Origin of the sequence: Desulfolutivibrio sp., from assembly GCF_036584575.1 — a bacterium.
GTDB lineage: Bacteria > Desulfobacterota > Desulfovibrionia > Desulfovibrionales > Desulfovibrionaceae > Desulfolutivibrio.
In genome coordinates, this window is the sequence record NZ_JAZHDB010000062.1 from 1 (window position 1) to 5767 (window position 5767).

Genomic DNA, 5767 nt, shown 5'->3' on the forward strand with positions numbered 1-5767 from the left:
ACGGGCAAGCCCGTGCTCACGGCCGAGCTGCAAAACGGGGAGTTGGCCGAGGCCGGACGCCTGGCCGCCGAACAGACCGAGTGCGGCGCGGCCATCCTGGACGTCAACGTGGGCGCGCCCATGGTCATCGAGGCCGAGGTGCTGCCCCGGCTGGTTCTCGATCTCATCGGCCGCACGAACGCCCCCCTGTGCCTGGACTCCAACGACATCGCGGCCCTTTCCGCCGGGCTGTGGACCTATCCGGGGTCGCCCCTGGTCAATTCCATAAGCGGCGAACCCGGCCGCATGGAGGCCCTGGGGCCGTTGTGCAGGCAGATGGGGGCGCCGTTTATCCTTTTGCCCCTTGAGGGCCGCAAGCTCCCGGTCACGGCCGCCGAGCGGCTGGCCATCGTGGAGCGGCTGGTGGACAAGGCGCTTGGCATGGGCATCCCCAAGCATCTGATCATGGTGGACGCCCTGGCCCTGACCGTGTCCTCCAAATCCGAGGCGGCCCTGGCCTGCTTCGAGACCATCCGGCATTGCCGCGAGGCCTGGGGGCTGCCCACCTGCCTTGGACTGTCCAACATCTCCTTCGGACTTCCGGCCCGGGAATTGGTCAACTCCACCTTCTTGGCCATGTGCATGGGAAGCGGCCTGGCGGCGGTCATCGCCAACCCCAATTCCGCACGGCTGCGGGAGACGGCCTTCGCCGCCGAGGTGCTCCTGGCCCGCGATCCCCAGGCCGGGCGGTTCATCGCTTCCTACGCCGGGTGGAAACCCTCGGGCGGCGCGGCCTCCGGTCCCGCCGGGAATACCGGCGGCCCGGCGACCTCGGACGGCCCGGCCGCGACCCTGAAACAGGCCGTGGTCAAAGGCGACAAGGCGGCCCTGCCGGGCATGATCGAGGCGGCTCTGGCCGCAGGTCGCGCGGCCTCGGAGATATTAAACGGCGAACTCATCCCGGGCATCCTGGAGGTGGGCGAGAAATACGAGCGCAAGGAATATTTTTTGCCCCAGCTTCTGCTTTCGGCCGAGACCATGCGCCTGGGATTCGAGCGCTTAAAGCCCCTTTTGGCCGACTCCGGCGACGGCATGTCCGCCGGGCGGATCGTCATGGCCACGGTGGAAGGCGACATCCACGACATCGGCAAGAACATCGTGTGCCTGATGTTGGCCAACAACGGCTATGATGTGGTGGACCTGGGCAAGGACGTTCCGGCCGAACGCATCGTGGACGAGGCCCTTTCCCGCAACGCCGACGTCATCGGGCTGTCGGCGCTGATGACCACCACCATGGTGCGCATGTCCGACACCGTGCGCCTGCGTGACGAGAAGGGCTGCCGGGCCAGGATCATGGTCGGCGGCGCGGTGGTCACCGAGGCCTTTGCCGCCTCCATCGGCGCGGACGGCTATTCCCTGGACGCCGTCGGCGCGGTGCGCGAGGCCGCCCGGCTGGTGGATTCGGCGCGCGGTTGCCAATCTTTGGAAAACTGCTAGGCTTTTTGTCCAGGCGCGCCCTTTTCGCGCCGTTTTCCCGGAGGTGTTTCCATGCGCATCATCACCTGCGCCGCCGTTGCGTTTTTTCTGACCCTGGCCTGCCTGGGCCCGGCTCCGGCCCTGGCTAAAAACGACATGGCTATTTCCGCCGGACAGTTGGTGGATCGCATCAGCCAGTCCCGGGGGAAATTCGTGGTCATCAATTTCTGGGCCTCCTGGTGCCGTCCCTGCCAGCAGGAGATCCCCGAACTGATCACCCTGCGCCGGGACATCCCCGAGAGCGACCTGGTGCTTCTGGGTATCTCCGTGGACCAGAATCCCGGTGATTTTTTCCGGTTCATCAAACAGATGCCCTTCAATTATCCGGTCTTCGTCGGCGGCGCGGACGTGGCCGGGCTTTTTGCCGTGGGCTCCATCCCCAAGATGGTGGTGTTCAACCGCGACGGGGAGATGATCCACACCAGCGAGGGCTACATGTCCGGCGACGAACTGCGGGAGCTTCTGTCCCTGCCCGGGGGCGGGGGAGGCGTGTGACCGACATGGATGAATTGTATCTGCGCAAGGCCCAGATCCAGGATGTGCGGCAGATTCACGCCCTGCTCATGGACTGCGCCAAAAAGGAATTTTTGTTGCCCCGGTCCTTCAGCCAGCTCTACAGCCATCTGCGCGATTTCTACGTCCTGGCCGAACGCTCCGGGCGGGGGGTGCATGGCTGCTGCGCCCTGACCATCGCCTGGGAGGACTTGGCCGAGATCCGCTCCCTGGCCGTGGACGAGCACCTGCGCAAAAAAGGCTGGGGGGGGAAGCTGGTGGAGGCCTGCCTCAGCGAGGCCGTGACCCTGGGACTGTACCGGGTCTTCACCCTGACCTATCAGAAGGGCTTTTTCGAGCACCTGGGGTTTGTCGAGGTTGAGAAGGAAAAATTGCCCCAGAAGGTCTGGGCGGACTGCATCAACTGTCCCAAGTTTCCGGAGTGCGACGAGATCGCCATGCTCATGGAGATGTAGTCCCGTTTCGTGCGGGGGGCGGGATTTGCCTTTCAACCAATTTACGGTATGGGTCAGGTTATGGGTGAAGTGTTGCGGGAAGTGCTCGGCGAAGCGGTCGTGGCCGCACGGGTGGCCGAACTGGCTGACGAGGTCGCGCGGCTTTACGACGGCGGAGACCCCCCGGTGGTCATCTGCGTGCTCAAAGGGGCGGTCTATTTTTTTACGGATTTGACGCGGCATTTTCCGTTTTCCCCGCAACTCGAATTCGTGCGCGTCGCCAGCTACGGCGCGGGCACCGCGCCCGGCGCGGACCTCCGGTTCCTGGTGGACGTGGAGTGTTCCCTGGAAGGGCGGCATGTCCTGGTGGTGGAGGACATTGTGGACACGGGGCGGACCACGGCCAGGCTGCTGGCGACCTTTTCCGCCAGGAAGCCCAAGTCCCTGCGCATGTGCGCCCTGATCGACAAACCCCTGCGGCGGGAAGTGGAGGTCCATGTGGATTTCGTGGGTTTCACCTCGCGGGACGGCTATCTGATCGGCTACGGCATGGACTATGCCGAGCGGTACAGGCAGTTGCGCGGGGTGTGGGAGATGCAGTTTGCATGATCTTGGCCCGGAACTTGCTTAAACTGATTGACAGTTCCGAAAAAACGAAGGATTTCGCGGAAGAAGGCCTATGATCGTAACATGCCCCAATTGCTCCACCAAGTTTCGCCTGCCCGACGACAAGGTCGGGCCGGATGGCGTCAAGCTGCGCTGCGGCAAGTGCAAGCATGTTTTCCATATTGATCCCCCGGCGCCGCCGCAGCCCTCGGATCTGCGGGATTTCGACTATCCCGACGACAGCGGCGTCTCCACGGAGCGACCCGGCGCATACGCCGAGCCCGAGCCCCGGGAGGCCCCGTCACGCCCCGCGCCGACGCCTGCCGATCAGACCTCGGATCAGGATGCCGGGAAACTCTTTGAGTCCGAGGCCTACGAGGACGATGAGAACGCCGGAACGCCGCAAACCGATTTCAACCTGGACGACATCTCCGATATCGACATCACCGGCAAAAGGGGCAAAGGGGCGTCCTCCAAGGACGTCAAGCGCCGGTCCCTGATCGTGGCCCTGAGCCTGTTCGGGCTGGTGGTGGTCACCCTGGCCGCCGTCTTTTTCTTCGATTTGTGGCCGGGGGCCAAGGAGGGGCAACCGCCGACGCCGCCGTCCGCCGAACAGGCCAAGCCTGCCGACACCGCCACGCAAGGGGAGAAGCCCGCCGGGGAAAAGGCGGCGGAGAAGCCCGACGAGTCCTCCAAGGTCAAGGACATCGTGCTCCAGAACGTCCGTCAATATTACGTCACCAATGAAAAGGCCGGACAGCTTTTCGTCATCGAGGGCAAGGCGGTCAACAACTTCAAGTCGCAAAAAGAAATGATCAAGCTGGAGGCCGCCCTGTTCGACGAAAAGGGCGCGGTCCTCGTAGCCCAGGACATCCTGGGCGGCAACACCGTGTCCCTGTTCCAGCTCCAGGTTATGACCAAGCAGGAATTGGAGTCGGCCTTAAGCTCCCAGGTGGGCGTTTTGACCAACAACACCAATCTGGCCCCGGGCGCGGAAACGCCGTTTATGATCGTGTTTTTCGATCCGCCCGAGGCGGTCAAGGAATTCGGGGTCAAGGTCGTGGACGCCAAGGATCCGCCCGGGAAATAGCCCCGGCGACCATCCATGAAGACCCGGCAACGTTACGTCTGCGCCGAATGCGGCGGCATCTCGCCCTCCTGGCGCGGCCAGTGCCCGCGGTGCGGCAAATGGAACACCCTGGCCGCCCAGACCGTAGCCGCCTCCAGCGCCAAGAGCGGGCTTGCCTCGCCGTCCTCGGCCGTCCCCCCCGCTTCCCTGGCCGATCACCCCGACGAGGGCGGCATGGCCGCGCCCACGGGACTGGCCGACCTGGACCGGGTCTTGGGCGGGGGCCTGGCCCCGGGCGGGGCCATCCTGCTCGGCGGCGAGCCGGGCATCGGTAAATCCACGCTCCTTTTGCAGCTTGCCGGACGTTTGGCCGCCTCGGGACGCTCCCCGGTCTATTTCTCCGGCGAGGAATCGCTTTCCCAGCTCAAATCCCGGGCGGCGCGCCTGAAGTGTCTGCATCCCGGACTCCTGGCCGTGTCCTCCACCGACGCCTCCCAGGCCGTGGCCCTTTTGTCCGACCCCAATCCCCCCAGCCTGCTCATCGCCGATTCCGTGCAAACCCTGCATTCCCCGGCCGCCGAAGGGGCCAGCGGCAGCGTGGGACAGGTGCGGGCCGTGTCCTCGGAACTCGTCGAGGCCGCCAAGCGCTCGGGCACGCCGCTTATCCTGGTGGGGCACGTCACCAAGGACGGCCAGATCGCCGGTCCCAAGCTCATGGAGCACATGGTGGATACGGTGCTCTACCTCGAAGGCGAACGACGCCACGTCTTTCGCATCCTGCGGGTGCTGAAAAACCGCTTCGGCCCGACCGACGAACTCCTGGTCTTCGAGATGCGCGAAAAAGGACTGGCCGTGGTGGCCGACCCGTCCACCTTCTTCCTCGGTGAGCGCGACGCCGCCCTGTCCGGCTCGGCCGTGGTCATGGCCGTGGAGGGCCAACGCCCGCTGGCCGTCGAGGTCCAGGCCCTGGCCGCCCATTCCTATCTGGGCATCCCCCGGCGCACCGCCCTTGGCGTGGACCAGGGGCGATTGCACCTGCTGCTGGCCGTCCTGGAAAAACGCCTCGGCGTTCACCTGGGCCAATCCGACATCTACGCCAAACTCGGCGGCGGACTGTCCATGCGCGACCCGGGACTCGACCTGGGACTGGCCGCCGCCATCCTCTCCTCTTTTCACGACCGGCCGCTTCCGGCCGGGGCGGTCTTCTGGGGCGAGGTGGACCTGGGGGGGCGCATCCGGCCCGTGTCCGGACACGATATGCGCCTCAAACAGGCCAAACGCCTCGGCTACGGGCCGCTGTTCTTCCCGCGCCCGGGCAAAGGCGCCCAAGGCGTAAGCGACCTGGCCGCCCTGCACGCCGCCCTTTTCAGCTAGATCGTCGGGGCTGGCTGCCCCGAACACCGCCCGGGGGAAATCATTTCCCCCGGACCCCCTGATATCGTTGGCGTTTCCGGGCAAGCGGAGCTTGTCCGGAAACACCAACGAAGATCAGGCTGGCCGGAGAACATGAGTCCTCCCGTACACGGACGCGAAGCGCGCCCTGCCCGTGGCCGAAGCGTCAGGCGCAACGCGCCTGACGCTTCAAACCATGACAATCCGATGCGCCATCCGCAGACGCGAAGCGCGACGA

At 65.3% G+C, this 5767-nt stretch carries 6 protein-coding genes; all 6 read left to right on the plus strand.

Annotation, left to right across the window (positions count from 1 at the left end; all coding sequences use genetic code 11):
* The coding region (locus V3572_RS04520) for a cobalamin-dependent protein (RefSeq protein ID WP_332109791.1) at nucleotides 1-1476 on the plus strand (1476 nt) is incomplete at its 5' end.
* A 51-nt stretch (nucleotides 1477-1527) separates the two neighbouring features.
* The gene (locus V3572_RS04525; protein WP_332109792.1) at nucleotides 1528-2010 is read left to right on the plus strand and encodes a TlpA family protein disulfide reductase; all 483 of its coding nucleotides are present in this window, start codon (nucleotides 1528-1530) and stop codon (nucleotides 2008-2010) included.
* A 5-nt stretch (nucleotides 2011-2015) separates the two neighbouring features.
* A complete protein-coding gene (locus V3572_RS04530) occupies nucleotides 2016-2483 on the plus strand; it encodes an N-acetyltransferase (protein ID WP_332109796.1) in 468 nt (155 codons plus the stop codon).
* Between the two features lie 60 nt (nucleotides 2484-2543).
* A complete protein-coding gene (gene hpt, locus V3572_RS04535) occupies nucleotides 2544-3071 on the plus strand; it encodes a hypoxanthine phosphoribosyltransferase (protein ID WP_332109793.1) in 528 nt (175 codons plus the stop codon).
* Nucleotides 3072-3141: 70 nt separating this feature from the next.
* Nucleotides 3142-4158, plus strand: a complete 1017-nt coding sequence (locus tag V3572_RS04540) for a DUF3426 domain-containing protein (protein ID WP_332109794.1) — start codon at nucleotides 3142-3144, stop codon at nucleotides 4156-4158.
* Nucleotides 4159-4173: 15 nt separating this feature from the next.
* Entirely contained in the window at nucleotides 4174-5511 is a 1338-nt protein-coding gene (radA, locus tag V3572_RS04545; RefSeq protein ID WP_332109795.1) for a DNA repair protein RadA, read from the plus strand.
* The last annotated feature ends 256 nt before the right edge of the window (nucleotides 5512-5767 follow it).

Coding starts and splice junctions, on each gene's coding strand:
- V3572_RS04540 (WP_332109794.1), top strand. CDS start 3,142: ATGATCGTAACATGCCCCAATTGCTCCACCAAGTTTCGCCTGCCCGAC.
- V3572_RS04530 (WP_332109796.1), top strand. CDS start 2,016: ATGGATGAATTGTATCTGCGCAAGGCCCAGATCCAGGATGTGCGGCAG.
- hpt (WP_332109793.1), top strand. CDS start 2,544: ATGGGTGAAGTGTTGCGGGAAGTGCTCGGCGAAGCGGTCGTGGCCGCA.
- radA (WP_332109795.1), top strand. CDS start 4,174: ATGAAGACCCGGCAACGTTACGTCTGCGCCGAATGCGGCGGCATCTCG.
- V3572_RS04525 (WP_332109792.1), top strand. CDS start 1,528: ATGCGCATCATCACCTGCGCCGCCGTTGCGTTTTTTCTGACCCTGGCC.